The sequence below is a fragment of the Kitasatospora sp. NPDC005751 genome, assembly GCF_040630835.1.
Lineage (GTDB): Bacteria > Actinomycetota > Actinomycetes > Streptomycetales > Streptomycetaceae > Kitasatospora.
The window spans coordinates 56,409-82,796 of sequence record NZ_JBEXYC010000021.1 but is presented as its reverse complement, the minus strand read 5'-3'; the positions used below and the strand labels follow the sequence as shown (position 1 = coordinate 82,796).

The 26,388-nt window shown below is 75.4% G+C and carries 27 protein-coding genes; 14 read left to right on the top strand and 13 right to left on the bottom strand.

Annotation, left to right across the window (positions count from 1 at the left end; genetic code table 11):
• Positions 1-9 precede the first annotated feature (9 nt).
• Positions 10-1,101, top strand: a complete 1,092-nt coding sequence (locus ABZ497_RS20385) for a hypothetical protein (RefSeq protein WP_359807121.1) — start codon at positions 10-12, stop codon at positions 1,099-1,101.
• A 49-nt stretch (positions 1,102-1,150) separates the two neighbouring features.
• On the opposite strand, the gene ABZ497_RS20380 is transcribed toward ABZ497_RS20385, so the two are convergent.
• From ABZ497_RS20380 to ABZ497_RS20365, 4 genes are all read right to left on the bottom strand, one after another.
• Complete coding sequence (locus ABZ497_RS20380) at positions 1,151-1,900, bottom strand: polysaccharide deacetylase family protein (protein ID WP_329491320.1); 750 nt, start codon at positions 1,898-1,900, stop codon at positions 1,151-1,153.
• 16 nt (positions 1,901-1,916) lie between these two features.
• Positions 1,917-2,720 (bottom strand): SDR family NAD(P)-dependent oxidoreductase, encoded by an 804-nt coding sequence (locus ABZ497_RS20375; RefSeq protein WP_359807118.1) that lies wholly within the window; start codon positions 2,718-2,720, stop codon positions 1,917-1,919.
• A gap of 76 nt (positions 2,721-2,796) precedes the next feature.
• Positions 2,797-3,684, bottom strand: coding sequence for a hypothetical protein (locus ABZ497_RS20370; protein WP_359807115.1), 888 nt, complete (start codon positions 3,682-3,684; stop codon positions 2,797-2,799).
• Positions 3,685-3,813: 129 nt separating this feature from the next.
• Entirely contained in the window at positions 3,814-4,710 is an 897-nt protein-coding gene (locus tag ABZ497_RS20365) for an SAM-dependent methyltransferase (RefSeq protein WP_359807112.1), read from the bottom strand.
• 232 nt (positions 4,711-4,942) lie between these two features.
• Here ABZ497_RS20365 and ABZ497_RS20360 point away from each other — a divergent pair, with 232 nt between their 5' ends.
• Together ABZ497_RS20360 and ABZ497_RS20355 are read left to right on the top strand one after the other, a co-directional pair.
• Positions 4,943-5,608: a sigma-70 family RNA polymerase sigma factor gene (locus ABZ497_RS20360; protein WP_359807109.1), complete on the top strand. Its 666-nt coding sequence runs from the start codon at positions 4,943-4,945 to the stop codon at positions 5,606-5,608.
• Positions 5,605-6,390, top strand: coding sequence for a hypothetical protein (locus ABZ497_RS20355; RefSeq protein WP_359807106.1), 786 nt, complete (start codon positions 5,605-5,607; stop codon positions 6,388-6,390). Before ABZ497_RS20360 ends, ABZ497_RS20355 begins: the two co-directional genes overlap by 4 nt.
• 95 nt (positions 6,391-6,485) lie before the next feature.
• Here the strand turns inward: ABZ497_RS20355 and ABZ497_RS20350 are convergent, their stop codons facing one another.
• The 5 genes from ABZ497_RS20350 to ABZ497_RS20330 all read right to left on the bottom strand — a co-directional run bounded on the left by ABZ497_RS20350 (position 6,486) and on the right by ABZ497_RS20330 (position 11,291).
• The gene (locus ABZ497_RS20350; protein WP_359807104.1) at positions 6,486-8,207 is read right to left on the bottom strand and encodes a condensation domain-containing protein; all 1,722 of its coding nucleotides are present in this window, start codon (positions 8,205-8,207) and stop codon (positions 6,486-6,488) included.
• A 111-nt stretch (positions 8,208-8,318) separates the two neighbouring features.
• A complete protein-coding gene (locus tag ABZ497_RS20345) occupies positions 8,319-9,056 on the bottom strand; it encodes a 4'-phosphopantetheinyl transferase superfamily protein (RefSeq protein WP_359807101.1) in 738 nt (245 codons plus the stop codon).
• 59 nt (positions 9,057-9,115) lie between these two features.
• Positions 9,116-9,955, bottom strand: coding sequence for a hypothetical protein (locus ABZ497_RS20340; protein WP_359807099.1), 840 nt, complete (start codon positions 9,953-9,955; stop codon positions 9,116-9,118).
• Between the two features lie 4 nt (positions 9,956-9,959).
• Complete coding sequence (locus ABZ497_RS20335; protein ID WP_329491311.1) at positions 9,960-10,250, bottom strand: acyl carrier protein; 291 nt, start codon at positions 10,248-10,250, stop codon at positions 9,960-9,962.
• Between the two features lie 108 nt (positions 10,251-10,358).
• Entirely contained in the window at positions 10,359-11,291 is a 933-nt protein-coding gene (locus tag ABZ497_RS20330) for a 3-oxoacyl-[acyl-carrier-protein] synthase III C-terminal domain-containing protein (RefSeq protein WP_359807096.1), read from the bottom strand.
• 97 nt (positions 11,292-11,388) lie between these two features.
• Between ABZ497_RS20330 and ABZ497_RS20325 the strand changes: the two genes are divergently transcribed.
• The 4 genes from ABZ497_RS20325 to ABZ497_RS20310 all read left to right on the top strand — a co-directional run bounded on the left by ABZ497_RS20325 (position 11,389) and on the right by ABZ497_RS20310 (position 14,763).
• Complete coding sequence (locus ABZ497_RS20325) at positions 11,389-11,691, top strand: hypothetical protein (RefSeq protein WP_359807093.1); 303 nt, start codon at positions 11,389-11,391, stop codon at positions 11,689-11,691.
• Positions 11,688-12,869 (top strand): glycosyltransferase, encoded by a 1,182-nt coding sequence (locus ABZ497_RS20320; protein WP_359807090.1) that lies wholly within the window; start codon positions 11,688-11,690, stop codon positions 12,867-12,869. The genes ABZ497_RS20325 and ABZ497_RS20320 overlap by 4 nt, the downstream gene beginning before the upstream one ends.
• A gap of 149 nt (positions 12,870-13,018) precedes the next feature.
• Entirely contained in the window at positions 13,019-13,975 is a 957-nt protein-coding gene (locus tag ABZ497_RS20315) for an ATP-binding cassette domain-containing protein (RefSeq protein ID WP_352294601.1), read from the top strand.
• Between the two features lie 23 nt (positions 13,976-13,998).
• Positions 13,999-14,763 (top strand): ABC transporter permease, encoded by a 765-nt coding sequence (locus ABZ497_RS20310; protein WP_329491305.1) that lies wholly within the window; start codon positions 13,999-14,001, stop codon positions 14,761-14,763.
• Between the two features lie 77 nt (positions 14,764-14,840).
• Here ABZ497_RS20310 and ABZ497_RS20305 read toward each other — a convergent pair whose 3' ends face one another.
• From ABZ497_RS20305 to ABZ497_RS20290, 4 genes are all read right to left on the bottom strand, one after another.
• Positions 14,841-16,181, bottom strand: coding sequence for a PLP-dependent aminotransferase family protein (locus ABZ497_RS20305; RefSeq protein ID WP_359807087.1), 1,341 nt, complete (start codon positions 16,179-16,181; stop codon positions 14,841-14,843).
• Positions 16,178-17,116, bottom strand: coding sequence for an alpha/beta hydrolase (locus tag ABZ497_RS20300; protein ID WP_359807084.1), 939 nt, complete (start codon positions 17,114-17,116; stop codon positions 16,178-16,180). Before ABZ497_RS20300 ends, ABZ497_RS20305 begins: the two co-directional genes overlap by 4 nt.
• Positions 17,117-17,317: 201 nt before the next feature.
• Complete coding sequence (locus tag ABZ497_RS20295; protein WP_359807082.1) at positions 17,318-18,091, bottom strand: methyltransferase domain-containing protein; 774 nt, start codon at positions 18,089-18,091, stop codon at positions 17,318-17,320.
• Between the two features lie 145 nt (positions 18,092-18,236).
• On the bottom strand, positions 18,237-19,346 hold the full coding sequence (locus ABZ497_RS20290; RefSeq protein ID WP_359807080.1) for an alpha-hydroxy acid oxidase: 1,110 nt from the start codon (positions 19,344-19,346) through the stop codon (positions 18,237-18,239).
• A 182-nt stretch (positions 19,347-19,528) separates the two neighbouring features.
• On the opposite strand from ABZ497_RS20290, the gene ABZ497_RS20285 reads away from it, so the two are divergent.
• The 7 genes from ABZ497_RS20285 to ABZ497_RS20255 all read left to right on the top strand — a co-directional run bounded on the left by ABZ497_RS20285 (position 19,529) and on the right by ABZ497_RS20255 (position 26,338).
• A complete protein-coding gene (locus ABZ497_RS20285) occupies positions 19,529-20,965 on the top strand; it encodes a long-chain fatty acid--CoA ligase (RefSeq protein ID WP_359807077.1) in 1,437 nt (478 codons plus the stop codon).
• 136 nt (positions 20,966-21,101) lie between these two features.
• Complete coding sequence (locus ABZ497_RS20280; protein WP_329491299.1) at positions 21,102-21,377, top strand: acyl carrier protein; 276 nt, start codon at positions 21,102-21,104, stop codon at positions 21,375-21,377.
• Positions 21,374-21,655, top strand: a complete 282-nt coding sequence (locus ABZ497_RS20275) for an acyl carrier protein (protein ID WP_329491298.1) — start codon at positions 21,374-21,376, stop codon at positions 21,653-21,655. The genes ABZ497_RS20280 and ABZ497_RS20275 overlap by 4 nt, the downstream gene beginning before the upstream one ends.
• Positions 21,652-22,812, top strand: a complete 1,161-nt coding sequence (locus ABZ497_RS20270; RefSeq protein ID WP_359807075.1) for a beta-ketoacyl synthase N-terminal-like domain-containing protein — start codon at positions 21,652-21,654, stop codon at positions 22,810-22,812. Before ABZ497_RS20275 ends, ABZ497_RS20270 begins: the two co-directional genes overlap by 4 nt.
• The gene (locus tag ABZ497_RS20265; RefSeq protein ID WP_359807072.1) at positions 22,809-23,318 is read left to right on the top strand and encodes a beta-ketoacyl synthase N-terminal-like domain-containing protein; all 510 of its coding nucleotides are present in this window, start codon (positions 22,809-22,811) and stop codon (positions 23,316-23,318) included. Before ABZ497_RS20270 ends, ABZ497_RS20265 begins: the two co-directional genes overlap by 4 nt.
• A gap of 138 nt (positions 23,319-23,456) precedes the next feature.
• On the top strand, positions 23,457-25,076 hold the full coding sequence (locus ABZ497_RS20260) for a class I adenylate-forming enzyme family protein (protein ID WP_359807071.1): 1,620 nt from the start codon (positions 23,457-23,459) through the stop codon (positions 25,074-25,076).
• Positions 25,073-26,338, top strand: a complete 1,266-nt coding sequence (locus ABZ497_RS20255; protein ID WP_329491294.1) for a beta-ketoacyl-[acyl-carrier-protein] synthase family protein — start codon at positions 25,073-25,075, stop codon at positions 26,336-26,338. Before ABZ497_RS20260 ends, ABZ497_RS20255 begins: the two co-directional genes overlap by 4 nt.
• The last annotated feature ends 50 nt before the right edge of the window (positions 26,339-26,388 follow it).

Below are 26,388 nucleotides of genomic sequence, written 5' to 3'. Positions count from 1 at the left end.
GCGCCCCCGGTGCCGCACGCCCTGCTGGTCTCCGGCTCGCTCGGGCAGGGCCACGACGTGATGGCCCAGGCCTGCGCCGACTCGCTGCGGGCGCGCGGCTGGACCACCGCCACGGTGGACGCCATGGCGCTGCTCGGACAGCGCGCGGGCGCGGTCGGCGAGGCGGTCTTCCGCCGGCTGCTCGACCTGCCCGGCGTCTACGACGCCTTCCACTTCGCCGCGCTGCGCCCCGGCGCCCGGCCGGCCCTGCTCGCCGACGCCGCTGCGCGGACCAGGCTCGTCCCGGCCCTGCGGGAGCTGGTCGCGCGGCAGCGGCCGGAGCTGGTGGTGTCGGTGTTCGCCACCGCCACCGCGGCGGTGAACCGGCTGCCCCGGCGGGCCGGCGGGCCGGCCTTCCGGCACCTGGTGCTCTGCACCGACGTGACACCCCACCGGCTCTGGGTGCAGGAGGGCACCGACCTCTTCCTGGTCACCTCCGAGGTCGCGGCCTGCGCGGTGCGGCGCTACCGGCCGGAGGCCGCGATCGCCGTGCTGCCGGCGCCGCTGCGGGCGCCGTTCTACCACCCGCCCACCCGCGCGGCGGCCAGGGCCGAGTTCGGGGTGCCGCCCGACGCCAGGTGCGTGCTGCTGATGTCCGGCTCCTGGGGGCTCGGTCCGCTCGCCCGCGCCGCCACCGACCTGGCGGACGCCGGGCCGCACGTGCTCGCCGTGGCCGGGCGCAACCGCGAGCTGGAGCGCCGGCTGCGCCACGCCGCCGGCCACCGTCCGCGCCTGCACCCGTTCGGCTACACCGAGCGGATCCCCGCCCTGATGACCGCCGCCGACCTGGTGGTGACCAGCTCCGGGGACACCTGCAGCGAGGCCCGGGCACTCGGCCGCCGCCTGCTCCTGCTGGACGTCGTCCAGGGCCACGGCCGGGACAACCTCCAGCACGAGCTGGAGCTGGGCCACGCCGACGTCACCTCCGCCCGACCGGCCGACGTGGTCCGCACCGCCCTCGCCGCCCTGGACCGCCCGGCCCCGCCCCCCTCGGCCGGCGCCTCCCCGGAGGGCTGGCGGACCGGCTTCGCGGCCGCCCTGGCCCAGGTCGGGCTGGTCTAGGGGTGTTGGCAGAGTTTCGCCTGATCCGGCGGGACTCTGCGAACACTCCCTAGCCGGTCCGGCCCGTGCGGGGCGGGACGGCGTGGTCGCGGAGTGGGCCGAGGGTGAGGCCGTGGGTGCGGCAGTGGGCGGCGATCAGGGGGAGGGCGGCGAGGGTGGCGCGCCAGGAGTCGGGGGCGGAGGTGCAGTCCGAGTCGTGCAGCAGGAGGGTGGCGCCGCCGGACAGGCCGGGGCGGGCGGTGGCGTACACGGAGGCGCCGGTGGCGTCGTCGGTCCAGTCCCGGCCCCAGGCCGTCCAGAGCACGGTGCGCAGGCCGAGGCGGCGGGCGGCCAGCGCCGGGCCGGCCGCCAGGACGCCGTACGGCGGGCGGTACCAGGACGGAGGGACCGCGCAGAGTTCGGTGACCGCCGCCGTGGCGCGGCGCAGTTCGCGCAGGTCGCGGGCGGGGGCCGGGTACCACTGCGGGCGGTGGTACCAGCCGTGCACGGCCACCTCGTGACCCCGGGCCACCAGCTCGCGGCCGAGCTCCGGGGCCCGCTCCAGCATCGTGCCGAGCAGGAAGAAGGTGGCCCGGACACCGAGGCCGTCCAGCGCGTCCAGGACGTACGGGGTGCTGCGCCGGTCCGGGCCGTCGTCGAAGGTCAGCGCGACGTGCCGGTCCGCGTCGCCGTACCCGGCCGTGCGCCGGGCGAGGGTGCGGCGCACGGGCGGCAGGCGGACGGCGGCCGGGGCGAGGTGGAGCAGCTCGGCGCCCGCCACGGTGAGGGCCGCCCGGCGGGCGGTGCGCGTCCGGTCCATCGGTGCCCGTCCCGGGTCAGCCGAACCGGGACGCCATGCGCCGGAACACCCCCGGTGCGACGCCGTGGACGCGTGCGGCGAGGCCGAGCCAGCGCGGGACGAAGGGCCGGTCGCAGGACGTGCTGATCGCCCCGACGACGGCTTCGGCGACCCGCTCGGCGGTCACCGGCCGAGGTCGTTCACGCTGGTAGGGGGTGCCGCGCCGGGCGAAGAAGGGGGTGTCCACCGCGCCCGGCAGGACGATCCGGACGCCGACGCCGGTACCGCGGAGCTCGTACCAGAGGCTCTCGGCGAACATCGCCAGCCCGGCCTTGGTCGCCGAGTAGGCGGCCTCGTCGCGGACGCCGACCTGCCCGGCCATCGAGCCGAGGAGCACGATCCGGCCGCGCCGGCGCTCCAGCATGCCGGGGAGAAGCAGCCGGACCAGCCGTAGCGGGGCGGCCAGATTGACCTCGATCATCCGGTCCAGGGTGTCGGTGGGGGTCTGCGTGAAGGGGCCGCGCCAGCCGAGGCCGGCACTGGCGATCAGGACGTCGACCTGCCCGGCGGCGGCCAGGGCCGCCTCGGCGAGGCGCTGCGGGCCGTCCGGCTTGGAGAGGTCCTCGGGCAGGGCCCGGCCGCCGGTGCGGGCGGCGACCGCGTCCAGCCGGGTGCGGTCGGTGCCGGAGAGCAGCAGCTGCCAGCCGGACGGCGCGAGTCGGGCGGCGGTCGCCGCGCCGATGCCGGAGGAGGCTCCGGTGACCAGCGCCACCGGCGGCCCGGCGGCAGGGGCCCCGGGCCGGTCCGGCCGCCGGGGCCGGTGACGGCCTTCGTCCACCATGGCTGCTCCCGTCCTTCCCACACCTGGCCGTCCGTTTTGTCCGGCAAGTCACCTTCGCACGGGGGCGCCGTCCGGGCTACCGGGGTGGGATCGCGGCCGCCTCGCTCCGGCCGTCGGCCGCCGCCGCGACCGGCCGCACCTCGGCCTCCACCTCGCCGAAGCGGGAGAGCACGAAGGTGCCGCCGACCGCCACCGCGAAGCCGACCAGCGCGCACCAGGCGTAGCCCGGCCGCGCCGCGTCGCCCAGCACGACCACGCCGACCAGGGCCGGACCGAAGGTCTCGGTCACCGTCCCGGCCGCCGTCGCCGCCGTTACGGTGCCCCGCTGCAGCGCGAGCGCGTACGCGAGGTAGCCGCCGAGGCCGCCCAGGGCGAGCCCGTACGCCGCCGGGTCGGTCAGCACGTCGGCCACCCCGCCGACGTCCAGCACCCGGACGGCCAGGCTGGTCACGCCGAAGCCGACCCCGGCGAGCAGGCCCAGACCGGCCGCCGCGGCGCCGCCGCCCCGGCGGGCCAGCACCAGGGTGAGCAGCAGCATCAGGACGGTGGTCCCGAGCAGCGCCCAGTGGAAGGCCGGCGCGGCGTACTCACGGCCCTCCCGCCCGGAGCCGAGGGCCAGCAGGGTGAGCCCGGCGACCACGGCCACGATCGCGGCCACGTCGCCGCGCCGCAGCCGGGCGCCGAGCAGCCAGACCGCGGCGAGCGCCGTCACCGCCAGACCCGCGTTGGTGACCGCCTGGACCAGGAAGAGCGGCAGGCTGCGCAGCGCGACGACGCTCAGCACGAAGCCGCCGATGTCCAGCGCCGTCCCGAGCAGGAACTGCCAGGAGCGCGCCAGGGCGGCGAGCAGCCCGACCCGCACCCGGTCCGACCGCGGCGCCGACCGCGCGCCGCGCGCCTGGAAGACCGAGCCGAAGCCGAAGCAGACGGTCGCGACCAGGGCGGTGGTGAGTCCGAGCAGCATGACTCTCCTCGCTCCTCGGGGCGGGCTCCACGACCAGTCTGGTCCCGTGCGGGCGCACCCGCACGGGGTGCGGGTACGGCGGGCGCCGCACCGGCGGGCGCCGCACCGGCGCGAGCCGGCGCGCCGGTGTCACGGCTTGATGGCCACGGCCGCGTAGAGGGAGGCCTCGGTGTCGGACACGGCGGTGTCCTCGGGGCCGGCCGGGCGCCAGCGCGGGGTGGGGACGAGCCCGGGGGCGAGGAGCGTCCAGCCGTCGAAGAACCGGGCGATCTCATGGTGCGCGCGGGCCTGGCCGGGGGCGCCCGCGGCGCGGTAGATGCCGGCCAGCCGGGCGATCTCCTCGGGCGCGAAGTCGGCGGTGACGTGGGAGAGCACCAGGGCACTGCCGGGCGCGAGGGCGGCCTTCAGGTGTTCGACGATCGCGTGGGCGCGCTGCACCGCGGCGCCGTCGGGGCCGTCCGGCGCGACGGTGCCGTCCGGCGCGACGGGGGCGTCGGGCGCGTCGGGGTCGCCGGGCGCGTCGGGGTCGTCGGGGACGAAGTGCAGGACGGCGTTCAGGGAGAGGGCGACCGGGCGGGCGAGGTCGATGGTGTCCCGCAGACCGGGTGCGGCGAGCAGCGCCGCCGGCTCGGTCAGCTCGGCCTCGACGTACGCGGTGCGGCCCTCGCGGGCCCCGGTGAGCAGGGCCTGGGCGTGCGAGAGCACGATCGGGTCGTTGTCGACGTAGACCACCCGGGCCCGCGGGTTCACCCGTTGGGCGATCTCGTGCAGGTTGGGCGAGGTGGGGATGCCGGTGCCGATGTCGAGGAACTGGTCCAGGCCGGCCTCGGCGAGGGCGCGCGTCGAGCGGTGCATGAAGGCACGGTTGGCGCGCGCGGTCGCGCGCACCCAGGGGAGCGCGGCGAGCGCCTGGCCGGCCGCCTCGCGGTCGGCGGCGAAGTTGGTGATGCCGCCCAGGAAGTAGTCGTACATCCGGGCCGAGTGCGGCACGTTCAGTCGTAGGTCGACACCGTCGTAAAGGCTCATCGCTCTCCCCGGCCGCAGGACTCACCCGTCGTTGCCCACGCTACCGGCCCGTCAACCGCCGTTCCGGTCCGTGGAGTTCCGCTGGCCGATGATCCGCAGATCGGACGTAATGACTGTCGGTATTCGCACAAACGCCTGCGGTGACGAAACCTGGTGGAATGGGGTCCGCGGGCACGGGGCCCGCACCCTCGGGCGGCCGGCGGTCGGTCGGCGGCGGTGGAAGGCAGGTTCGATGACGATCGACAGGGGTGTCCGGGTACTCGGGCACCGGGGAGGACCGGCGCCGGCGGGCCCGGGCGGGGGCGGCCGCCGGAGGAACGGCCACGGGGACGCCGACGAGCACGGGTACAGCGGCCCGGAGTACGCCAACATCCGCCTGGAGCTTGCCTATTCGGCGTTCTGCGAGACCCATGAGCCGGCCTGGCGGGCCCTCGCCCTGACCCGGATAGGCAACCGCGCGGACGCGGCGCTGATCGTCGAGGCGGTCAAGGAGGACCTCGCCCGGCACTGGGCCCACGTCCTGCGGTTCGAGGAACCGGCCGCGTACGCCTGGCGGCTGGCGAACCGTCATGTCGCCGACTGGGTGTCCGGCGAGGAGCGGGTCGAGGTGGAGGCGGTCACCTTCGAGGCCGTCATCGGAGCGTTCAAGGACGTCGCCAACGGCCTGCTGCACAGCGAGGCGGACGAGGTCCGGCTCTATGCGGCGATCCTCGAACTCCCCGACCGGCAGCGGGACGTGGTCGTCCTGCGGTACCTGCTCGGGCTGCACGTCAAGGTGATCGGCGCTTATCTGGGCCGGCCCGTCGCCACCGTCCACTCCAACCTCCGGCACGCCCGCGAGCGGCTGGCCAGACGGCTCGGTGTGCGCGAACTGCCGGACCGGGGAGGCGAACAGTGATCCCCCGGCCCCCGGCCGAGGCGCCCGCCGCACCGGCCACGCCACCAGGGGCCGTGCCACCGGCCGAGGGCGGGACGGCGACGCCGCACATCCCCCGGCCCGAACGGGCTCACGCCGAGCGGATCGCCGCGCTGCGCCTGGCCAGGCTCACGGCCGCCCCCACCCACCTGCCGTCCGAGCACGAACAGGCCGCCTTCGAGCTGGGCCTGGTGGTCGCCCTGGTGCTGGGTACCCCGGACGCGGCCCGGGGGCTGGACCTGCTGGTCAACGCGCGGCGGATCCAGCCGGAGGGAGCGGAGGTGTTCGCCGCGCTGCTCTACGCCACCGGCCGCGAGGAGGGCGCCGAGTTCTGGTGGCGGTTCGCCGCCGGATCGGGCAGCGGCACGGCGGCGTACTGCCTGCACCTGTACCACCTGCGGTACGGCGAGACCGACGACGCCGACTACTGGCGGGCCTGGTCCGACCAGCTCGCCGCCGCCCTGGGCCCGCCGGGAGCGCGCCCGCGCGGACCGACCCCGCCGCGGGTGGACCGGCCGCTGCTGCCGGACGACGTCCGGCGGGACGTGCTCTCGCGCTGCCACCGGGGCCTGGCGCCGCAACTGCCCCCAACGCTGGTCGAGGTGATCGACCGCCTGCCGCGCCAGGGCGATCCGGGCCGCGGCGACCCGGGCCACGGCGACAACGACCACGGCGACCCGGACCGGAGCGGTGACGTACCCAGCCCGTGGGGGCTGACCTCGGGTGCGACCTCGGCCTGTTCCTGGGACGGCGCGCAGGGGTGAACCGGGCCGCGGGACGGCCCGGCCCCGTTCGGGTGAGTCCCCGGGCCGGCGATCTCCGGACGGGGCGGGCGCAGGGCGGCGCCCGCCCCGGGCGCTCAGCGCGGGGCGAGGCGGTCGGCGATCTCCGGGCACCGGCCGGAGCCCTCGGCCGCCACCGTCGCGTCGTCCCAGCACGGCGGGCCGGCCGGGTGGGCGGCGGCATGGACCACGTAGTGCTGCGGGGCCATCGCGGTGTCCCGGCCTGGCAGGGCCTCGATCACCGTGCGGTGGGCGACCAGCGGGGTGAACCCGGGGTCGTCGGTGGCGATCCGGGCGATCAGACGGCCGTCGACGAAGTCGACCCGGGTGGCGGTGCCGAGCGCGTCGACGACCAGGGCCCGGACGGCGTCCAGGTCCACCCAGGAGTTCTCGATCCGCTGCCACGCACCGGTCCGGACGGCGCCGCCCAGACCGGTCAGCGCGGGCAGACCGGCGAGCGGGACCGGCCCCCGGGCGGCGGCTTCGAGCAGCGCGGGCAGGGCCAGCGCGAAACGGCCGGTCTCCTCGCGGTCGAGCACCTGCGGGCAGGCGACCAGGGCGAACTCCAGGCTGTTCGAGGTCCGCAGGATGTTCAACATCAGCCGGACGGCGACCGGCTGGTCCGGCAGCCAGGTCAGTTCGGGGTCGCTCGTCGGGGACGGGCGGGCGTCGGACATCGCCTCGGGGATGGTCATGCTCAGGTCGTTGACCACGACCTGGCGGGCGAAGCGGGAGCCGCGCAGATGGGCGACGTCCTCGATCAGCTGCCAGACGGCGCCCGCCGGGAGGGTGCTGTGCCAGTAGCCGGCGAGCGACGCCGCCTTGGCCCGGCCGATCACCTCGTCGAGGTCGGCCGCGTCGGTGTCCAGGGCGATCAGGGCGTCCTGGGCGAGGGTGCCGATGTGGTCGGCCATCGCGGCGCGCTGGCGGTTGGCGGAGAGCGCCGACATCACCAGGTCGCCGCGGCCGGCCCGGCGGGCCACCAGGGCCGCGAAGGCCGCCAGCAGGACGACGGAGGGGCTCGCGCCGGTGCGCCGCGCGGTGGCGAGCAGGTCGGCGGCGGCCTGCCGCGAGCGCAGGACGACGGCGGCGACGCCGTCCGGCGGGCCGGTGATCCGGGAGTCCGCGAAGGCGGCCTGCGGCGCGGTGGACAGGACCTTCTGCCAGTGCCGCAGCGCGGCGGCGGCCTTGCGCCGGCCCTGGTCGCTCTGCTCCATCGCGGCCACCTCCAGCGGCGTCCGGGCGGTGACGGGCGGGAGCTCCTTGCCGGCCGCGAGGGCGAACCAGTCCTCGATGAGCAGCGTCGTCGCGGCGCCGTCCGCACCCGCGTGGCAGACGACCACCACCAGCCGGAGCGGGTGGTCGTCCTCGGTCAGCAGGGTGAACCGGAGCCGGGGCCCGGCCGCCAGGTCGAACGGGACGGCGACGTCGGCCCGGCCCAGCTCCTCGGCGAGCGCGTCGATCCCCGCCGCCCCGCCGGTCGACCGGCTGTCCACCACGGTGACGCCGAACTCGCCCTCGCCGCAGACCAGCTGACGCTCGGGGAAGGCGTCCGGCCCCGGCCCGGGCGGGAACACCGTCCGCAGCGAGTCGTGCCGCTCGACGAGCCGCCGCACGGCGTCGAGCGCGGCTGTCAGGGTCGTCCCGTCGGGGACCGGCCAGACGGACTCCTTGTTGATCTGCTCGGGTCGGTCCCGCCGGATGCAGCGGATCATGTTGTCCTGGCCGAGGGTCAGCGGCCCGAAGCCGCTGCTCGCGCCGCTGTACCGGACGGTGATCCGCCGGCTGGTCTCTCTCACGTCGTACGCGCCCTTCGGCCGGCCTGGGGTTGGAGCGGTGTGCGGGTCGGGACGTTATCAGCGGCCCGGCGAAGTGGTACAGACCAGATTTCTGGTGGCGCCGACGGACCGTCAGTTCCGTTGCCAGAAAGGCTGACAGGCCTCTGACAAGGCTTTCCAGCGGTGCCGGCGCAGCCGGAACGGCTGCTCCCCGAGCACCGCTACGGCGGCGCGGAACGGCCCGGGCACCGGGACGTCGTCGAGCAGGCAGGGGCCCTCGCCGAGCGTGCCCGGGTGGGCCAGACGCAGCGGGGCCGGGCCGGCCAGCGGCAGCCCGAAGCCCTGCACCAGTCGGCCGCCGTAGGCTTTGACGCAGGCCTCCCGGCGACACCAGAGGGTGGTGAAGCGCTCGGCCAGCACGGCGGGCGAGGCCGACCGGGCGAGGAACTCCGCCTCGGCGCCCGGGAAGTAGCGCTCGGCCACCCGGGTGGCCACCCGGGCGTCGTGGACCTCCTCGACGTCGACACCGACCGGCCGCCCCGCGGTCAGGGCCAGCACGGCCAGGGCGCCGGAGCCGGAGTAGCTGACGCCGACCCGCTCGTGCCCCACCGCCGGTTCGGGTTTGCCGTGCGGGCCGTACCGCCAGGCGAGTTCGGCGGGGTGCAGGCCGAGGCGTTCGGCCACCAGCAGCCGGACGACGCCGTGCACCACGGTGAACCGCCGGCCGGCCACGGGATCGCGGGCGGGGCCCCGGCCGGTGGCGCGGGCGAGTTCGTCACGGTCCAGCAGGCTTCGCAGGCTCCGGACGACCTCGTCCGGCTGGTCGGTGGGAATGGTCCAGAGATCGACCCGGTCGGCGGTGTCCGGCATGGAGGCGGTGTCGGAGGTTGAGGTGGACGTGGAGGCGGTGTCGGCGGCCGGACCCGCCGTCACGGGCCGGCCCGAAGGGTCAGGGTGCTCAGCACGCCCAGCCTGCGGTCGAAACCGGCGGCCAGCACCGGCCGCCCCTTCTCCTGCCACTCGGGCAGCCGCTCGGCCAGCTCCGCCCAGAGGCCGGTGAACGGCAGACCGGCGAACGGCAGGCCGGCCGCGGCTGCCACCTCGGGGACCGGCTCGGCCGCCAGGCCGGAGCCCAGCAGGACGGCCGCGTCAGCCCCGAGGGTTCCGACCTCCGCGCCGACCACCTCGGCCGCCTTCCGGGCGTCGAGCGCGGAGACCTGACGTACAGTCAGTTCCACGTCGGCGGCTTCGTCCAGGACGAGCACGACGACGCTGTGCCGCTCGGGCAGGTCGACCGGCGCCGCCGGCCGGTAGTGCAGCGCGGTCTGTTCCGCCAGTACCACCACCGCCCGCCGGCAGGCCCCGGTGCGCTGGTACTCGGCGGCCACCCGCAGTGCGCTGAAGGCCACCGCCGACCCCTGGTCGCAGAGGGCGAAGGCCAGCGGCGCGCCCGGGCAGGACCGGCTGAGCGCCAGCGAGCTGGGCGCCCCCGGGCGCACGTCGGGCGAGTCGAAGGCGAGAATCAGCAGGTCCACCGGCACGCCGTCGGCGAGCGCCTCGGCCAGCAGGCCCTCGGCCAGTTCCTCGTAGGAGTGGCCGACGCCCTCGGCGAGGAGGTCCTCCCGCACCGGCAGGCCGTACGGCCGGACCAGGTCCGTGACGAACACCCGCAGGTCCGGGTCGAGCGAGGTCTCCGACCTGCCGTCGAAGGACCGCGCGAGGATCCGGGTGACGCCCAGGGCGAGCGGCGGCGCGGAATCGGCGGCCACCCGGTCAGTCCTCGGGGATGATGTGCCCGGCGACGTAGTCGGCCAGGCTGGTCACCGAGCGCAGGTCGTCCTCGCCGATCTGCTCGACGTCGACCTGGATGTCCAGCGTCTCCTCGACTTCGAGGATCAGCTCGATGGTGCCGGCCGAGGTCAGGCCGAGGTCGTCGAAGAGGCAGGCGTTCTCGGGGATCTCGGGGAGGTCGCGCTTGAGGACGCGCGGCAGCAGCTCGCCGATGCTCCGCAGGATCCGGTCGCGCAGCTCGACATCAGTGGTCTGGACCGCGGGTTCTGGCATGGATGTCCCGTCCCGTCGTGCGTGAGAGGTGAATGGGTGCGGCGGGCGGAGGCGTGGTCGTCCTCGCCGTGCCGATGCGTCGCCCGGGTGCGCCGAAACGACGATGCGTCAGTGTTCGACGGCCATGGCGGAGAAGGTGGCTCCGACACCGGCGGCGGCGATCAGGTAGCGGTCGCCCCGGTGGAGCAGCCCCCGCGTGGTGGCGGTGTGGAGATTGATGAGGCTGTCTGCAGCGAAACTGTGCCCGACGGAGCGCACGTTGTCCAGCACGACCTTCTCCACCGGGAACCCGATCCGTCGGCAGATCATCCGCCAGGAGGCCTGGTTGACGTTGTGCGGGAGCACCAGGGCGAGGTCCGAGAGGTCCAGACCTGCCTGGTCGAGGGCGGCCTCGATCGCCTCGATCATCACCACCGGGTACTCCCGCTGGTAGCGCGCCAGCAGGTCCGCGTCGCCGGCCAGGCGGCCGTCGAACTCGGGGCGGTGGCGGACGGCGTAGGAGAGCACCCGATTGCGCTCGCCGGTGGCCCGGACCAGGCAGGCGGCCGCGCCCTCGGCGAAGATCCCGGTCTCGGGCACCACCTGGGCGTCCTTGGTGAAGGTCTTCTCGCCGGCCAGCACCAGCGCCAGGGCCTCCGGGTCGTCCTGCCCGGCGAGCAGGCGGCCGGCCAGGTCGACGGCCAGCAGACCCACCGCACAGGCGTGGTGGGTCACCGTGAAGGCCGAGGCGTGCGCCAGGCCGTACCGGCCGAGCAGGTCGTGCAGGGGGTTGAGCGGGTACGGCACCGCCACCGGCATGCTGCGGGCGTGGATCACGAAACGGACGTGCCGTTCGCGTCCGCGCAGCTCCGGTAAGGCCTCGACGGCGGCGCCGAGCAGGTCGGGCAGCTTCCCGTCCGGATCCAGCCGCAGCTGGTCCAGTCCGTGGAAACGGCGGAAGAGTCGAAGTTGACGCGGGGTCAGGCCGATCCGCTCGCCCACTGCCTCAATGGGCACGGTGTGGTGGGGGAGGTGGACGGCCACTGCCTCCAGTGCTGTCACGCGGGCTAGTATTCCGACGCCCGACGGGTCGCACAAGTGATCTCGGGCCCTTCGCAGTCTCAATCCGCCCCCGTGCCGTCGAGCAGGTGGAGCCCCCATGACCTCTTCCGAACCCGAATCCTCCGCCGCCCAGGTCCGTCCGGAGCTGGTCGCCCTGCTGGCCCGGGCCGCCGGCGCGCCGCCCGAGTGGGCCGCGCTGGTCACTCCGCAGGCCCGGCTGGACGCCGATCTGCTGCTGGACGAGTACGAACTGACGGTGCTCGATGCCCTTTTGTGCGGGCACTTCGGGGCAGCCGCCGGCCTCGCCGCACTCCGCGCCGGGCTGGACCTGGCCGAGCTGGAAGCCCTGACCGTCGCCGAGGTGCAGCGGCTGCTGCCCGCCGAGGAGCCCGTCCGATGAGCCGATTCCTGCTGGTGGTACCGCCGTTGACGGGACACGTCAATCCGGTCGTGGGGATCGCCCGCGAGCTGGCCGCGCGCGGCCACGAGGTCGCCTGGACCGGCACCGAGTCGGTCCTGCGGCCGCTGCTCGGCCCCGGGGCGGTCGTCCTGGGGACGGGCACCCGGGCGTTCCGGACGCAGGGCGGGCACGGACTGGCCGCCCTGCGCTCGCTCTGGGAGGGCTTCATCGTCCCCTACGCGCGGTTCACCGCGAAGCCGTTGGACGCGGCGGTGCGGGAGTACCGGCCGGACGCGCTGCTGGTCGACCAGCACACGCCCGCGGGCGCGCTGGTCGCCCACCGGCACGGTCTGCCGTGGGCCAGCCTGGCGCCGGGCGCGATGGAGCTGGGGCGGCCGTTCCGGGCGCTGCCGAAGGTCGAGGCCTGGATGACCGGGCTGCTCACCGGGCTCTGGCGACGGGCCGGACTGCCGGAGGAGGAGTACACCGACCCGCGCTTCTCCCCCGCCCTCGTCCTGGCGACGACCGGTCCCGCGCTGGCCGGTCCGGCGCCGCTCCCGGCGCACTACGCCCTGGTCGGGCCGGTGCTCGCCGAACGGCCGGCCGACCCGGCCTTCCCCTGGGAACGGCTGCAGCCGGGCCGGCGCCGGGTCCTGGTCACCATGGGGACGCTGGCCGGAGACCTCGGCGCGGACTTCCACGCCCGGGCCGTCCGGGCCCTGGCGCTGTGCGGGGACGACGTCCAGCCGGTGATCGCCGCGCCCGCCGCGCTGCTGCCCGAACTGCCCCGCCACGCGGTGGCCGTGGACCGGGCACCGGTGCTGGAGCTGATGGCGCGGGGAGCGCTGGACGCGGTGCTGTGCCACGGCGGGATGAACACCGTCGGCGAGGCGCTGGCGCACGGGATCCCGCTGGTCACCGCACCCATCCGACACGACCAGCCGTTCGTCGCGGCCCAGGTGGCGGCAGCCGGCGCCGGGCTGCGGGTGCCGTTCGCGCGCGTCACGCCCGAGGGGCTGGCGGCCGCGCTGCGCACCGTCCTCGACGCACCGGAGCACCGCGCGGCGGCCGCCCGGGTGGGCGCCGAACTGCGGTCCGGCGGCGGGGCCCTGACGGCGGCCGACCGACTGGAGTCGCTGGTCGGAACCGGGGCAGAACGATCGAATCCATTGGTCTAGGCCATTGTATCCGGGGCGCCGCAGACCCTAGTGTGGCGCGAAGCACCGCTTCCCAGGTGCCCCGGCCACCTTCCCCGCACGGACCGTCCAGCCCTGTGTGCGCTGGACGTCGTCGACGTGGCACATCCATCCCCGCACGGGAGTTCTGGTTGATCGAGACCAAAGGACTTCGCAAGTCCTATCCGTCCAAGCAACGCGGCCAGGCTGCCGTCGACGCCGTCCGCGGCATCGACCTGGACGTGGCCGCAGGCGAGATCTTCGGCTTTCTCGGGCCCAACGGCGCCGGAAAGACGACCACCCTGCGCATGCTCGCCACCCTCATCCGGCCGGACGGCGGTGCGGTCCGGATCGCCGGCGCCGACCTGCTGACCGACCCGGCCGGAGTCCGGCAGCGGATCGGGTACGTCGCCCAGGGCGGCGGCACCGCCGACGCCGTCACCGCCCGCGAGGAGCTGGTGATGCAGGCCCGGATGTACGGCGCCCGCAAGACCCTGGCCCAGCAGCGGGCCGAGGAGGCCCTGAAGGCCTTCGGGCTCACCGAGTTCGGCGACCGCGCGTGCCGCACCTACTCGGGCGGCCAGCGCCGCCGGCTGGACATCGCACTGGGCGTCATCCACGCGCCGCGGGTGCTCTTCCTCGACGAACCCACCGTCGGGCTCGACCCGGCCAGCCGGGTGCAGGTGTGGGCGGAGATCCGCCGCCTGAACGCCGAGGGCCTGACCGTCGTGGTGACCACGCACTACCTGGAGGAGGCCGACGCGCTCTGCGACCGGGTGGCGATCGTCGACCACGGCGAGGTCGTCGCCGAGGGAACCCCGGAGAGCCTGAAGCGGGAGATCTCGGGCGACGTCGTCCTGGTCGGCCTGGCGGCCGGCGAGGCCGAACGCGCCACCAAGGCGCTGCGGGAACAGCCGTACCTCCACCGCCTGGAGACCCAGGGCGAGGACGACCTGCGGCTCTACCTCGACGACGGCGCGGCCGCGATCCCGCGACTGCTGCGCGCCCTCGACGGAGCGGGCGTCGTGCCCGGCACCGTGCAGCTGCAGCGGCCCAGCCTGGACGACGTGTTCCTGGCCCGGACGGGCCGTTCCATCGAGCAGTCCTGAGCACTGATCCCCGAGAGGCCCCCATGAAGCTCGCCCGCGACACCTGGCTGGTCTTCCAGCGACAGCTGCTGATCATGTGGCGAACCCCGATCTGGATCGCCGTCGGGCTGATCCAGCCCCTCTTCTACCTGCTGCTGTTCGCCCCGCTGCTCAAGACGGTGCTGGCGCCGATGGGCGCGATCACCTACGCCGACGCCTACCAGATCTACGTACCGGGCCTGTTGGCGGTGCTCTGCATCTTCGGCGGCCTGTACACCGGCTTCAGCCTGCTCGGCGAGCTGAAGGCCGGGATCATCGAACGGTCCCGGGTGACCCCGGTGAGCCGGCTGGCGCTGCTGCTCGGCCGGGCGCTGCGCGAGACGGTGGCGCTGCTCGTCCAGGCCGTCCTGATCACCCTGATCGCGCTGCCGTTCGGGCTGCGGGTGGCACCGCTGGACCTGCTGCTGGCGTACCTGCTGCTCGGCCTGCTGGCCCTGATGACCTCGGCGATCTCCTACGGCATCGCGCTGGTGCTCCCGGCCGACGAGGCGATGGCGCCGGTGGTGAACACCCTCGCGCAGCCGATCGCGCTGCTCTCCGGTGTCCTGCTGCCGCTGGTGCTGGCGCCGGTGTGGCTGCAGAACGTGGCCAAGTGGAACCCCTTCTACTGGGCCGTGGAAGGCATGCGGGCGCTGTTCTCCGGCCATGTCGGGGACAGCGTGGTCTGGCAGGGGCTGCTGGTGGTCGTCCTGATGACGGTGGTGTCCGTGTACTGGTCGGCCCGCCTGTTCTCGACCCGGGTGCGCTGAGCCCCGCGCGTTCCCCATGCGGTACGAGGGCGGGGCCGGGGCTCGAAGAAGCCCCGGCCCCGCCCTCGTCCGTGTCGCTACCGGGCCTGCGCCCGGATGAAGCGGGCCAGCTCGGCGACGCCCGCGTCGATCTGGTGCTCCGTCAGCGAACTGACCGAGAGCCGGAGCCGGTGCTCTCCCCCGCCCGCCGGGTAGAACGGCGCCATCGGCGTCCAGAGCACTCCGAAGTCCCTGGCGCACCGCTCCATGGCCGCTTCGTCGGCCGTGAAGGGCACCGTCAGCACGGCGAAGAAGCCGCCCTCCGGCTCGTTCCAGGACAGGCCCAGCCGCCGGCGCTCCGCCGCCGGGAACTCCCGCTCCAGGGCGCCCAGCAGCGCCGTCATGTTGGCCGTGTAGTAGGCCGTCGCGCGGGCGTTGGCGGCGCGCAGCCGGCAGTCGTGGCGCAGCAGCATGCCGCCGATGACGGCCTGGCTGAGCGCGGGCGTGTTCACCGTCGTCATGCTCTTCAGCTTCGCCAGCTCGTCGGCGAGCAGCGAGCGCCGGCCGCCGGGGCCGGCCACCTCCTGGTCGGCGACGACGTAGCCGAGCCGGGCGCCGGGGAAGCAGGTCTTGGCGAAGGAGCCGAGGTAGACGACCTGCCGGCGGCGGTCCAGCGCCTTCAGGGTCGGCCGCTCGCCGGGGTCGCGGGCGAAGAAGCCGTACGGGTTGTCCTCGATGACCAGCAGCCCCTCCGCGGCGGTGGTCTCCAGCAGCCTCGCCCGGGCGCCGACGGGCATGCTGGTGCCCGAGGGGTTGGCGAAGTCGGGCACCACGTAGAGGGCCCGCGGTCGCCCGCCCCCGGCCCGGACGGCCCGGGCGGCTGCCCGGACGGCCTGCGGGTCGGGGCCGCCGTCGGGGCCCTCGGGCACCGGGACGGTGGTCAGGTCGAGCAGCCGGGCGGCGCCGGTGACGCCGACGTAGCAGGGCGAACTGACCAGCAGGACGTCCTGCGGGCCGGCGCAGAGGGCGCGCAGCGTCAGCAGCATGCCCTCCTGGGCACCGACGGTGAGCACCAGGGACTCGGGGGCGACGGTGAGGCCCTCGTCGTTGGCCAGGGTGCGGGCGACCAGGTCGGCGATGACGCCCTTGGTCGGGCCGTACTGGAACAGCGTGGTGCGCACGGCGTCCCGGTCGAGGCCGCAGGCCGCCAGGTGGTCCAGATAGGCGTCCAGGTGGCCGTGGACGTCCTCCGGCTCGAAGAAGCCCTCGTAGGGGCGGCCGGGGGCGAAGGAGACGGCCCCGGGGTAGCGGGTGGTGACCTCGTTGAGGAAGGTCATCGCGTCCAGCAGCGGATCCGACAGCGAGGCGTGCAGTCCGGACAGCGCGAGGGGCTCGACGGCCGGGGCGTCGGGCGGGGCGAGCGGGCGGAGGGCGGTCACCGCAGAGCCTCGCGCAGCCGCTCGGCGGCGTACCGCTGGGCCTCGCCGGCCGCGTCCAGGACGCCCGTCATGGCGAAGAAGCCGTGCGGCATGCCCGCGAACCGGCGGGACTCGACCGGGACGCCGGCCGCCCGCAGCGCGTCGGCGTAGTGCTCCCCCTCCTCGCACAGCGGGTCGTACTCCGCGGTGATCACGGTGGCGGGCGGCAGCCCGGCCAGGCTCGGGGCGCGCAGCGGGGAGGCGTAGGGGTGGGCGCCGTCGGCGGGATCGGCCAGGTAGTGGCCCCAGTACCAGGCCACCGAGCGGCGGTTGAAGAGCAGCGGGTCGTCGTGCCGCTCCGGCGGTGCGGCGGCGACCGCGCGGTGGTCGGTGTTGGGGTAGACCAGCAGCTGGTGGCGCAGGGCCGGGCCGCCCTCGTCCCGGGCGAGCAGGGTGAGGGCGGCGGTCAGGTTGCCCCCGGCGCTGTCGCCGCCGACGGCCAGCCGGGCCGGGTCGACACCGAGGGCGTCGGCGTTCCCGGCCAGCCACCGGGCGGCGGCGCGGCAGTCGTGGACGGCCGCGGGGAAGGGGTGCTCGGGGGCCAGGCGGTAGCCGACGGAGGCGGTGACGCAGCCGACGGCGTTGGTCAGCCGGCGGCAGATCGCGTCGCTGGTGTCGGGCGAGCCGAGGGTCCAGCCGCCGCCGAAGAGGTAGAGCAGTGCGGGCAGCGGCCGGCCGGCCGGCTCGGGGCGGTAGAGCCGCAGGGCGAGCTCGCCGCCGGGGCCGGGGATCCGGTGCTCCTCGACGGCGGCGACGGGCTCGGGGGTGCCGGCGGCGGACCGGATGTCGGCGAGGTCGGCGGCGCGGGCCTGGGCCGGGGTGAGGCTGTAGAGCGGGGGTGTGCCGGCCTGCGCACGGCGTTCGCGCAGGGCCTGGGCCTGGGGGTGCAAGGGCATGGTCATCCCATCGGACGGCGGGGGTCGGGCGCTCCTGCTCCGAGCCTGCCCGGTCGGTCACGCCCGGACGGGCTCGCGGAGGGGAGTCCTGGGGCTTGTCCGAGCAGTTCGCGTCGCGAGAGCGCGGCGGGGAGTGTCGGACAAGTCCTGGGGGGTGCTGGCAGAGTCGCGTCGGATCAGGCGGGACTTTGCCGACGCTCCCTAGCGGTCGGCCTCGACGTAGATCGTCTCGTCGGTGCGGAACGCGGTGTCGAGGTCGGCGACGTCGGCGCGGACGCCCTGCCGGTAGGCGCAGTGGCGGATCGCGTCGGCCTCGAAGCCGGCCTGGGTGAGGACGTGCCGCAGCTCGTCCAGGTCGTAGATCCACTGGTGGCCGTAGTACCGGAAGATCTGGTTGACCAGGAAGGCCGGGCGCGGCGGCATCGGCGGGCCGAACCCCATGGTGGTGAGGCGCCGGCGGTGCTTGGTGAGGAAGCCGTCGTCGGTCGCGTAGCCGACCAGGTAGCGGGCCAGGTCGGGGGTGGTGACGCGCAGCACGCCGCCGGGGCGCAGCACCCGCCGGGCCTCGCGCAGCCAGCCGATCGCCACCGGCATGGTGACGTGCTCGATCAGGTGCTCGGCGTAGACCCAGTCCACGCTGGCGTCCGCGAAGGGCAGCGGGCGGCCGATGTCGAGCTGGGTGAACCAGCGGTCGCCGTCGACGCGGTAGAGGGTGCCGGGTTCGGTACTGGCGCCGGGGCTGCGCAGGGCGGTCAGGTCGGTCCCGAGGCCTTCCGGGTGGGCCGTCCGGAAGGCGGCGAACTCGATTCCGGTGATGCCGAGTTCGCGGAAGCCCTGGTGGTCCCGCGGGAGGCCGCCGGCGGCCGGTTCGAGCTTCTCGCAGGTGGCGACGTCGGCGCTGAACGCGTCGAGGCGGACGGCGAGGCCGTCCGGGTCGTCCCAGTCCCAGCCGGGGAAGGCGTCCTGGTTCTTCATGTCGTCGGTCTCTCTGTCGGGCGTGCGGTGCTTCGGCCCGGAACTTCGGTCCGGAGCTCGGTCGGGGCCGCGCGGTGGGGCGGTGGGCCGGGCGCGGGGGGATGGGCGGGGGCCGCGCGGTGGGGCGGGGGCCGGGGTCGCGCCGTCAGGCGGTGGGCCGGGGCGCGGAGGCGGTGGGCCAGGGCGCGAGGGCGCTGCGGTCCAGGTCCGCGAGGGTGGGCCGGCCCAGCAGGGCCAGCGTGTGCTCCAGTTCGTCGCGGAGCAGGTCGAGGACGCGGACCACTCCCGCCTCGCCGTCGACGGCGAGCCCCCACAGCACGGGGCGGCCGACCAGGACGGCCCGGGCGCCGAGCGCGAGGGCGACGGCGATGTCGGTGCCGGTGCGGACGCCGCCGTCGAGCAGCACCGGGACCTCCGGCGGGAGCGCCGCGACCACCTCGGGCAGCGCCGCCAGCGCCGGGAGCGCGCCGTCCAGTTGACGGCCGCCGTGGTTGGAGACCACCACGGCGTCCACCCCGTGTTCGGCGGCGAGCCGGGCGTCCTCGGCGGTCAGGATGCCCTTGAGGACCAGCGGGAGGCGGGTGCGGGCCCGCAGCCAGGCCAGGTCGGACCAGGTCAGGCTGGGGTCGAACTGCTCCAGGGCGTGCTCGGCGATGCCGGAGGAGCCCGCGTCGGCCCGGTGGCTGGCGGCCATCAGCGCGGGGTCGAGGTTGACGGCGCGGATGTCCGGCGGAACGGCGAAGCCGTTGCGCAGGTCGCGCAGCCGGCGGCCGATCCGGGGCGCGTCCACGGTCAGCATGAGCGCGGCGAAGCCGGCCGCCTCGGCCCGTTCGATCAGGGCGGCGAGCGCGTCGCGCCGGCGCAGCCAGTAGAGCTGCAACCAGAGCGGCCCGGTGGCCGCGGCCGCGATGGACTCCAGGCTGCGGCTGGCGAAGATTCCGGCGACCAGCACCGCGCCGGCCCGGCCGGCTGCCCGGGCGGTCACGGTTTCCCCGTCCGAATGGACCAGCCGGTGGTAGGCCATCGGGGCAATTGCGAGTGGCGTCCGGAGCTCGGTTCCGAGCAGCGGGACGGCAGTCGAGCAGGTCGAGACGTCGACCAGCGTGCGGGGGCGCAGTGCATAGTGACCGAACATTTCCCGGTTGGCCGCCAGGGTGCGTTCGGATCCACTGCCACCCTCGATGAAGTCCCATATTTCCGGTGGTAGTTGGGCGCGCGCCGCGCGCTCCATCCCGGCCAGCGTGAGTAGTCCCACGGGCATCCTCGTTCCCGGACGGCCGCGCTCGGACCAGTCCCGCTTCGGCAGCGTAGAAGGTACGGACCAGATTGGTATAGACCTTGATTTGACCAAACGTCTGTGCAAAGGTCTGGCAACGGAATTGACCGTATTGGTTTGAGAACGGCGTCCATGTCAAATCTCCTCTCCGTGGAGTGGCGTTGACCGGCATTTCCCTCCCCGCACTTCCACCCTCCTCACCGCCGCACGCCGACGCCCCGGACGACTGGGTGGCACGGTTCCTGCTGGCCGGCCCCGAGGACGCGGAGTGCCTGCGCTTCGGCACACCCGTCGACCGCGCCACCCTGCGCGCCCTGGTCGACGAGCAGGCCGCACGGCTGACCGCGGCCGGCCTCGGCCCCGGCGGCACCGCGGCGCTGCGACTGCCGCCCTCCCTGGGCTTCGTCGCCGCGCTGCTCGCCTGCTGGCAACTGCGCGCCCAGGTAGCCCTGCTGGACCATCGGCTGACCGACCACGAGATCGCCCTGGCGGTCGAACGGCTGACCCCGCAGGTGCTGGTAGGGTCCGAGCACCGGCCCTCGGCGGCGCTGCGCGGCTTCTCCGAGGTCGAGCCGGTGGCCGTCCGGCTACCGGGCGGGCGACCTGCCCGGACCGGCCACGCGCTGGTCCAGCTCAGCTCCGGGTCCACCGGCCCGGCCAAGGTCATCGCCCGTACCGCCGGCGACCTGCTCCGTGAACTCGACTGCTACCGGCGGTTGGCGGACTTCCCCGGCGAGGGCGAGCGGGTGGTGCTGCTCTCCTCGGTGGTGCACGTGCTCGGACTGGTCGGCGGACTGCTGAACAGCCTGTACGCCCACGCGCCGCTCACCGTGCCGGAGCGGATGACGGCGGCGGGTATCCTGGCCGCCGTCGGCGACGAGGGGGAACGGCCGACCACCGTGATCGGTGTCCCCTTCCACGCCGAACTGCTGGCCGGTGTGGCCGCACCCCCGGCGCTGCCACGGCTGCGCCGGATGGTGGTGGCCGGGGAGCTGGTCCGCCCGGGCCTGCCGGCGGCCTTCACCGCCCGGTACGGCGTACCGCTGGGCACCATGTACGGGATGACCGAGCTCGGCGTCATCGCCACCGATCTGGACGGCGCGCTGCACCCGGCGAAGCGTCCCGTGCACGGCATGGAACTGCGCCTGGTGGCAGGCGAGTTGCAGCTGGGCACGGCCGCCTCGCCGTACCCTGGGCTGGACGACCCGACCCGGTGGTCGGACGGCTGGCTGCACACCCGCGACGCCGCGGAGCTGGACCGGGCCACCGGGCTGGTCACCGTGCTGGGCCGGCGGGACTCCCAGGTCTCGATCGGCGGGCTGAAGGTGGACCTCACCGAGGTCGAACTGATCCTGGCCGCCCTGCCCCAGGTCCGCGAGGCCGTCGTGGTCTTCGACGAGGGCGCCATCGAGGCGTACCTCGCCGCCGACCAGGACGCCGACCACGCGCTGGTCCGGGACGGGCTGACCCGGCGGCTCGCCGCCTACAAGCGGCCCCGCCGGCTGTCCTTCCTCCCGCAACTGCCGCGCACCGCCACCGGAAAGCTGCTGCGCGACCCGGCCGCCCTGCGGGCGACCGCCGCCGAACCGCCCCGCTGACCGGCCTCGCCGGGAGGCGCCGGACAGACCCGCCGCACCCGGACCGCCGCGTCCCCGACTCCCCGCCGCTTCTCCCCGCCGCTTGCTTCTCCCCCGACGATCCGCGCGCCGCTGCGCGCGAGTACAGGAGCACACCATGCAGGACCGCATCCGCGAGTTCGTCCTCGCCGCCCTGACCGAGATGCAGTACGACGTCTCCGAGGTCACCGGCGACACCGACCTCGGCCCGGCCGGGCTCGACCTGGAGTCGCTCGCGCTGGCCGACCTCTCGGTCCAGGTCGAGGACGAGTTCGGGATCAAGTTCGACTTCGACGAGATGGAGAGCACCGCGCTGATGACGCTCGACGAGTTCACCGCCGACGTCGCCAAGCGCTTCGCCGCCGTCACCGCCACCTCCGGCAGCCCCGCGTGACCGAGCCCGTCCTCCCCGACCGGGCCGAGGTACTGACGATCCTGGCGGCGTTCGGGCAGCGCGCCGCCGACACCGTCCCCGAGGAACTCGGCTCTCTGGAACTCACTTGGCTGATAGCCGAGTTCGAGCAGCGCTACGGCATCGAGCCGGATCTCGACGACGAACGCTTCGAGGCGATCCGGACGGTGGACGACGCCGTCGAGGTGCTCCGCTCCGCCGTCCTCGCGGCGGCCGCCGGCGCCCCGCCGGAACGGACCGCAGGGGTCGCGCAGTCATGACCGGCCACGCTCCGCCCGCCGTCCGGCCCGTGGTCACCGGAGTCGGCGTGCTCAGCGCGGCCGGCACCGGGCTGGACGCGCTCACCGACGCGGCCGCCCTCGGCAAGACCGCGTTCACCACGGTGACCAGGTTCGACGTCTCCGCGCGCCGGACCACCCGGGCCGCGCTGCTGGCCGAGCCGGTGCCGCTGGCCGACGCCGTCCTCGCCGCCGTGGACCAGGCCTGCCGCCAGGCCGGCCTGCCCGCCGGGCGCGGCGGTGACGGCCCCGACGGCGACGGCCGGGCCGCGGCGGACCGGGAGGGCATGCCCGTCCTGCTCGCGCTGCACAGTGACCTCCACACCCGGGCCGTCACCGCCGCCGTCGCCGCCGGAGCCACCGCCGCCTGGGGGACCGCCGGCGTCACCCGCGTCTACACCGGTGCCTGCGTCGCCGCCGGCACCGCCGTGGCCGACGCCGCCGCCCTGGTGGCCGCCGGCCGCCACCCCCGGGTGCTGGTCGCCGCCGGCCACCTGGTGGAACCGGGCGTCTTCGCCGCCTTCGACGCCGGCCGGGCGCTGGCCCGGGACGGCGAGCTGCGCCCGTTCAGCGCCGGCCGGACCGGCACCCTGCTCGGCGACGCGGCCGCCGCCGTGGTTGTCGAGGCGGAGCCGCGGGCCGAGCTGCGCGGCGCACCCGTGCTCGCCCGGCTGGCCGGCTGGGGCCGGTCCGGGGACGCCCACCACGTCTGCCGCCCGGAGCCGAGCGGCGACGGCGTCGCCCGCGCCGTCGGGGCCGCGCTCGCCCGGGCGGGCCTCGCCCCGGACGAGGTCGGCTACGTCAACGCCAACGGCACCGGTTCGCCGCTGTCCGACCGGGCCGAGGCCAACGCCCTGCACCAGGTGTTCGGCGCGCACGCCGGGCGGCTCCCGGTGAGCTCCAGCAAAGCCGTCCACGGGCACGCCCTGGAGGCCTCCGCCCTGCTCGAACTCGCCGTCACCATCGGGGCGTTGCGCGACGGGCGGCTCCCGGTGAACGCCGGCTGGCTCGGCCCGGACCCGGACGTCGGACTGGACCTCGTGCTGGATGGCCCGCGCGCCGACCGGCCACGCTACGCGCTGACGCTCAACTCCGCCTTCGGCGGTGCCAACACCGCACTCCTGGTGGCGACCCGGTGAGCGCACTGCGCGTCCTCGCCGAAGCCCGCTGGCCGGAGCCGGGCCACCACGAGCCGCTCCCGCCGATCCCCGGCTTCACCGCCTCCTCCTTCAATCCGCTGGTCGCCGAGACCGCCGAGCGCTGCCTGCGCGCCCGGCACGGCAGCGCCCCGGCCCCCGGCCGGACCGCCCTGCTGCTGGCCAGCGCGGGCGGCGACCGCGCCACCGCCCGCGCCATCGACGACGCCGCCGCCTCCGGGGGGCGGGTGCCGCCCCTGCTGTTCTTCCAGTCCAACCCGAACGCCGTGCTCGGACACATCGCCGCCCGCTGGGGCCTGACCGGGCCGGTGGTGTCGATCAGCCCGGCCGACTCCGTACCCGGCCTGGTGCCGCAGGACGCGCTCGACCTGGCGGCGCTGCTCCTCGCGGACGGCGACGCGGACCAGGTGCTCGTCGTCGCCGCCGAGCAGGCGGCGTCCGCCGGGGGAACGGACCGGGCCGCCGCCGTCCTGGTCACGGCCGGCTGACCCGCGCCGCCCCGCCACCGCACACCACGCCGCCTCCGTACCCCGCCACCCCGTATCGCCCGCACCGCCATCGAGCGAGCGGCGCACCCGACGCGCCCCGCCGAAGTACGCCCAGCACCATGGGAGGGATTCACCACCGTGAGCATCCGCAGTATCCGCACCCTTCTCGCGGACGACCCCGACGTCGGCGCCGGCAACGTCCTCACCCGCCGGATGGCCCTGGGCCTCGGACTGGACGAACCGCTGCTGGCCTTCGACACCCCGGTGGACGGCCATGCCGCCTGGCAGCCCTTCACGCTGCGCGAACTCGACCGCGCCGTCCGGGCCCGGGCGGCGGCCCTGCACGGCCTCGGCGTCACCCGCCGCGACCCGGTGGTGGTCTACGCGACGGACGTCGCCGACCATGTGCTCTCCTTCCTCGCACTGGCCCGGCTCGGCGCCATCCCGGCGCTGCTGAACCCGAACGTGGACGGGGAGCGCGCCGCCCGCTACATCGCCCGGATCGGCGCCGTCGGCATCCTCGCCGACGCCCCGCACCTCGCCGCGCTGGCCGGCCACGACCCGGGCGCCCCGCTGCTCCCGGAGGTCGGCACGCTCGGCTCGGGCGACCCGGACGCCGCCCCCGCCCCCTACCGGCACTGGTCCGACGACCCGGTGGCGATCACGCACTCCTCCGGCACCACCGGGATGCCCAAGGCAGTCGTCCACTCCCACGCGAGCCTGTACGCGGCGATCCGCCACCGCCTGCGACTGCCCCGCCCGCAGGGCCAGGAGCGGATGCTCAGCGCACTGCCCGCGCCGCACGCCGCCACCCTGATCGCGGTGAACCTCGCGCTCAGCTCGCACACCCGGCTCGACCTGCTCTCCCGGCAGGCCGGCGCCGGTGTGCTGGACGCCATCGAGGAGCGCCGGCCCACCGGTGTCATCGGCTTCGCCGCCACCTGGGCCGAGCTGGCCCACCACGACCTGGCGAAGCGCGAGTTGTCGTCGGTCGCGCTCTGGTGGAACACCGGGGACTGCGCCCACGAGGTGCACATCCGCCGGCTGATCGCCGCCGGCAGCCGCGAAGCCGTCACCCGCGAGGGCCGGGTCCGGCTGCCCGGCTCGCTGTTCGTGGACGGCCTCGGCTCCACCGAGATGGGCCACTCGCACTTCTTCATCACCCACGGACCCGGCACCGAACGCTACGGCCGCTGCGTCGGCCGCCCGCACGCCTTCGTCGACTGCGAGTTGGTCGGCCCGGACGGCGAGCCGCTGGGGACGGGCGAGGTCGGCGAACTCGCCACCGCCTCCCCCACCCTGGCACTCGGCTACTGGAACGACTCGGTCAAGACCTTCCGCACCCGGATCCGCGGCCGCTTCCTCACCGGGGACCTCATGTACCGGGACGAGGAGGGCTACTACTACCACGTCGACCGCGCCGTGGACTCAGTGGAACTCGGCGACGGCAAGCGGCTGTTCACCGCGATGTCGGAGGAGCGGGTACTGGCCGCCTGCCCCGACGTGGCGGACTGCACGGTGGTCGCCGTCCGGGACGGCGACCAGGTGGTCACCGACGTCCTGCTGATCCTGACCGCGGACGCGGATCCGACGGCCGACCGCACCAAGGCGGTCACCGCGGCCCTCGACGAGGCCGCGGCGGCCACCGTCCGCCAGGTCCTGGTGGTGGCGGGCGACGACATCCCGCTCGGGCCGACCGGTAAGGTCCGCAAGGTGCTGCTGCGCCGCCGCTACCTCGACTCGGTGGCCGCCCGATGAGCGCGGCCACCGCCCGCCCGGGCGCCGTGGTCACCGGGATCGGCCTGGTCACACCGGTCGGCCGAAAGCCGGCCGAGGTCTTCGAGGCGCTCACCGCCGGCCGCTCCGGCATCCGCGCGCTGCCCGAGGGCCACGCCGCGCACGGCTGGCTCACCGCCGCCGGCCTGGCACCCGCCGTCGAGGGCCGCGAGGTGCTGCCGCCCACCGAGACCAGGTGCGTGGACCGGTTCGTGCTGCTCGCCCTCGCCGCCGCCGACGACGCGCTCGCCGACGCCGGCCTGGTGGTCGGCCGGGACGCCGACCCGCACCGCACCGCCGTGGTACTGGCCACCGGCGGCGGCGGGCTGGAGACCTTCGAGCAGCAGTCGCACCGCCGACTGGAGCGCGGCCGGCCCGGCGTCAGCCCGTACCTGCTGCCCGGCATGCTCTCCAACATGGCCACCGCCCGGATCGCCATCAAACACGGTATCCGGGGCTTCAGTTCGGCCATCGTGACGGCCTGTGCGGCCGGCGCCCAGGCCGTCGCCGAGGGGCTGCGGCTGATCCGGGCCGGCGACGCCGACGTGGTGGTCTGCGGCGGCAGCGAGTCCTCGCTGCACCCGACGATCGCCGCCGCGTTCACCAACGCCCGTGCACTGTCGGCCGGCTGGGACGATCCGACCGAGGCCAGCCGGCCGTTCGACGCCCGCCGCAACGGCTTCGTCCTCGGCGAGGGCAGCGCCGTCCTCGTCCTGGAGCGGGCCGAGCACGCGGACGCCCGCGGCGCGGCCGGGTACGCCGACCTCACCGGCTGGGGCGCCTCGACGGACGCCCACCACCCGACCATGCCGCGGCCGGACGGCTCGGGCGCGGCCGACGCGATGCGCGCCGCGATCGCCAACGCGGGTCTGGCGCCGTCCGACATCGGCTACGTCAACGCGCACGGCACCGGCACCAAACTGGGCGATGTCGCCGAGACCGCCGCCCTGCGCGCGGTCTTCGGCGAGCACGGTCCGGCGGTCAGCTCCACCAAGGGCGCGACCGGCCATCTCCTGGGCGCCGCAGGGGCGTTGGAGGCAGTGGTAACCGCGCTCGCGGTCGCCCGGGGGACGCTGCCACCGACGCTCAACCTGACCGATCCCGATCCGGCCTGCGCGCTCGACCACGTGCGCGGCGCGGCCCGGTCCGTACCGCCGGGCGCCGCGCTGAGCAACGCGTTCGCCTTCGGCGGGCACAACCTCAGCCTGGTCTTCGGCCCGGCGTCCACCCGGTCCGTCAAGTAACCGACCGGGCACCGGGGTCGCACCCCGGCCTGCCCCGGGGCACCCGTCGG

Coding starts and splice junctions, on each gene's coding strand:
- ABZ497_RS20380 (WP_329491320.1), bottom strand. CDS start 1,900: ATGGACCGGACGCGCACCGCCCGCCGGGCGGCCCTCACCGTGGCGGGC.
- ABZ497_RS20375 (WP_359807118.1), bottom strand. CDS start 2,720: ATGGTGGACGAAGGCCGTCACCGGCCCCGGCGGCCGGACCGGCCCGGG.
- ABZ497_RS20370 (WP_359807115.1), bottom strand. CDS start 3,684: ATGCTGCTCGGACTCACCACCGCCCTGGTCGCGACCGTCTGCTTCGGC.
- ABZ497_RS20365 (WP_359807112.1), bottom strand. CDS start 4,710: ATGAGCCTTTACGACGGTGTCGACCTACGACTGAACGTGCCGCACTCG.
- ABZ497_RS20360 (WP_359807109.1), top strand. CDS start 4,943: ATGACGATCGACAGGGGTGTCCGGGTACTCGGGCACCGGGGAGGACCG.
- ABZ497_RS20345 (WP_359807101.1), bottom strand. CDS start 9,056: ATGCCGGACACCGCCGACCGGGTCGATCTCTGGACCATTCCCACCGAC.
- ABZ497_RS20335 (WP_329491311.1), bottom strand. CDS start 10,250: ATGCCAGAACCCGCGGTCCAGACCACTGATGTCGAGCTGCGCGACCGG.
- ABZ497_RS20325 (WP_359807093.1), top strand. CDS start 11,389: ATGACCTCTTCCGAACCCGAATCCTCCGCCGCCCAGGTCCGTCCGGAG.
- ABZ497_RS20320 (WP_359807090.1), top strand. CDS start 11,688: ATGAGCCGATTCCTGCTGGTGGTACCGCCGTTGACGGGACACGTCAAT.
- ABZ497_RS20310 (WP_329491305.1), top strand. CDS start 13,999: ATGAAGCTCGCCCGCGACACCTGGCTGGTCTTCCAGCGACAGCTGCTG.
- ABZ497_RS20300 (WP_359807084.1), bottom strand. CDS start 17,116: ATGCCCTTGCACCCCCAGGCCCAGGCCCTGCGCGAACGCCGTGCGCAG.
- ABZ497_RS20295 (WP_359807082.1), bottom strand. CDS start 18,091: ATGAAGAACCAGGACGCCTTCCCCGGCTGGGACTGGGACGACCCGGAC.
- ABZ497_RS20280 (WP_329491299.1), top strand. CDS start 21,102: ATGCAGGACCGCATCCGCGAGTTCGTCCTCGCCGCCCTGACCGAGATG.
- ABZ497_RS20270 (WP_359807075.1), top strand. CDS start 21,652: ATGACCGGCCACGCTCCGCCCGCCGTCCGGCCCGTGGTCACCGGAGTC.
- ABZ497_RS20255 (WP_329491294.1), top strand. CDS start 25,073: ATGAGCGCGGCCACCGCCCGCCCGGGCGCCGTGGTCACCGGGATCGGC.